Source organism: Armatimonas sp. (assembly GCF_043760365.1).
Lineage (GTDB): Bacteria > Armatimonadota > Armatimonadia > Armatimonadales > Armatimonadaceae > Armatimonas.
Window position 1 is genome coordinate 1 of record NZ_JAYUPA010000131.1, and the last position, 2,244, is coordinate 2,244.

Consider the following 2,244-nt stretch of genomic DNA (forward strand, 5'->3'; position numbering starts at 1 on the left):
TATAGACAATGGACAACGACCTTTTGGACCTTTCGACAACCGACCTCGACCCGCGCGCACTGCTGCGCTTGATGTTTCTCTCCCGCGAAGGAGATCGCCGCGAGGGGATTCTTCTCAGGCAAGGCAAGGGCTGGTTTCAAGTCTCGGGGACGGGGCACGAGACCTTGGCGGCGCTGGCTTGGGCGCTGCGACCTGAGGACTATCTCTTTCCCTACTACCGCGATCGTGCCGTTGTGCTGGCGCGGGGAGTGAGTACGAAAGAGCTGGCGAGCGCCTATCTGGCCAAGGCAGGTAGCAGTAGCGGGGGGCGGCAGATGCCCGGGCACTACTCGGACCGCAAGCGCAATATCTTCTCCGTCGCCACGCCCACGGCGGCGCAGTGCCTGCCTGCGGCGGGCGCGGCCTGGGGCTTCAAGCTCGCGGGCACGGATCAGGTCGCGGTTGCGATGGTCGGCGATGCCGCCACTCGGCAGGGGGAGTTCTACGAGGCAATCGCGTTTGCGCTGCAAGAGAGCCTGCCCGTGATCTTCATCATCGAGGACAACCGCTATGGGATCAGCACGCCCACGGATAAGTTCTTTCCCTTTCGAATCGGGGCGCTGGGCGAGAAAGCTCTGGTGCGGGTGGATGCGCGCGACCCGTTTGTGCTACTCAAGGCGTTTCGAGACTGCGTGGCGAAGGCGCGGGCGGGCGAGGGGCCGACCGTACTCTGGTGTGAGCTGGATCGGCTCTGCTCCCATACTAGCAGCGATGACCAGCGGCTGTATCGAGATGCCGACGATCTGGCGATGGATGCGGGGCGCGACCCGCTGGCTCTGCTTGCCCAGAAGCTCATCGCGGAAGGCACACTCACGGAGGCGCAGTGGGCTACGGAACAAGCAGAAATTGTGCAGGAAGTAGATGCGGCCTACCGCGCCGCGGAGCTTGAGCCCGACCCCGAGTCTGACCCGATGACCCACCTCTTTGGCCCACCGAGTGCCTCCGTCGCCTCGCCGCTAAGCTCTAGCGAGCCCACCACCATGGTGGCTGTCGTGAACGAGACATTAAAGCACGCACTGGCGCAGAATGAGAAAGTGATTCTCTTTGGCGAGGATATCGAAGACCCCAAGGGCGGTGTTTTTGGGCTGACCAAGGGGCTGACTCTCGCGTTTCCCGACCAGGTGTTTAATGCACCGCTGGCGGAGGCAACCATTCTCGGAGCCGCCGTGGGGCTGGCGGCCACGGGCTACAAGCCGCTGTTTGAGATTCAGTTTACGGATTTTTTGCCACCCGCCTTCAACCAGCTTCTCACCAATGTGGCGAACTTGCGCTGGCGGACGTGCTCAGACTGGTCCTGCCCGATGGTGATTCTCTCGCCCTACGGTGCCTACTTGCCCGGTGGGAGCATCTGGCACTCGGAGAGCAACGAGGGGATCTGGGCGCATATCCACGGCCTGAATATCGTCATTCCTAGCACCCCCGAAGACGCCGCGGGGCTGCTCTGGAGCGCGATCCATGGCAACGACCCGACCCTTTTTTTGCTTCCCAAGCATATCTTCCGTAAGCGCGCTCTCTTGCCCACCGAGGCTCGACCCATCCCCTTGGGCAAAGCCGTTGTCCGCAAGACGGGCCGTGATGTGACTCTCGTGACCTTTGGCAACTGCATCGAGGTGGCCGAGGAAGCCATTGCACAGACCGAACTCGACGGAGTCTCGGTCGAGCTGATTGACTTGCGCTCGATTGCGCCGCTGGATATTGCGACCATTGTGGAGTCGCTGGAGCACACCGGGCGGCTTGTTGTCGTGCACGAAGATGCCCGCACGACGGGAATTGGGCAGGCGATTATCACGGAGATCACGGCGCACCCCGAGCGCTTCCAGCTACTCTACTCCGCGCCGCAGCTCGTCGCCCGACAGGACACCTACATCGGCTTCAATCCGCTCCTCGAATACGCCGCGCTTCCAAGCGCCACGCAGGTTGCCCAGGCAATTCGCCGCGTGATGGAGTGAGAAGTCACGAAAATCGCACTCCATCGCGTATAATGTTGCATCATGGCAATAGTGCAAAGTATCGTCGCCACGGACTGTGGCTCGACCACCACCAAGGCAATTTTAATCGAGCGTCAACCCGATGGCATCTACCGGCTTGTGGCACGTGGCGAAGCCCCCACGACCGTCGAAGCGCCCTTTGATGATGTGACCGTCGGCGTGGCAAATGCCGTCCGGGAGCTGGAGGAGCTGACGGGCAAGAGCTTCCTGGATACCA

At 61.8% G+C, this 2,244-nt stretch carries 2 protein-coding genes; both read left to right on the forward strand.

Annotated features, from left to right (window positions below; all coding sequences use genetic code 11):
• Positions 1–23 precede the first annotated feature (23 nt).
• A complete protein-coding gene (locus tag ACH2EH_RS03430) occupies positions 24–1,988 on the forward strand; it encodes a thiamine pyrophosphate-dependent enzyme (RefSeq protein ID WP_395138988.1) in 1,965 nt (654 codons plus the stop codon).
• A 42-nt stretch (positions 1,989–2,030) separates the two neighbouring features.
• The coding region (locus tag ACH2EH_RS03435; RefSeq protein ID WP_395138990.1) for a glutamate mutase L at positions 2,031–2,244 on the forward strand (214 nt) is incomplete at its 3' end.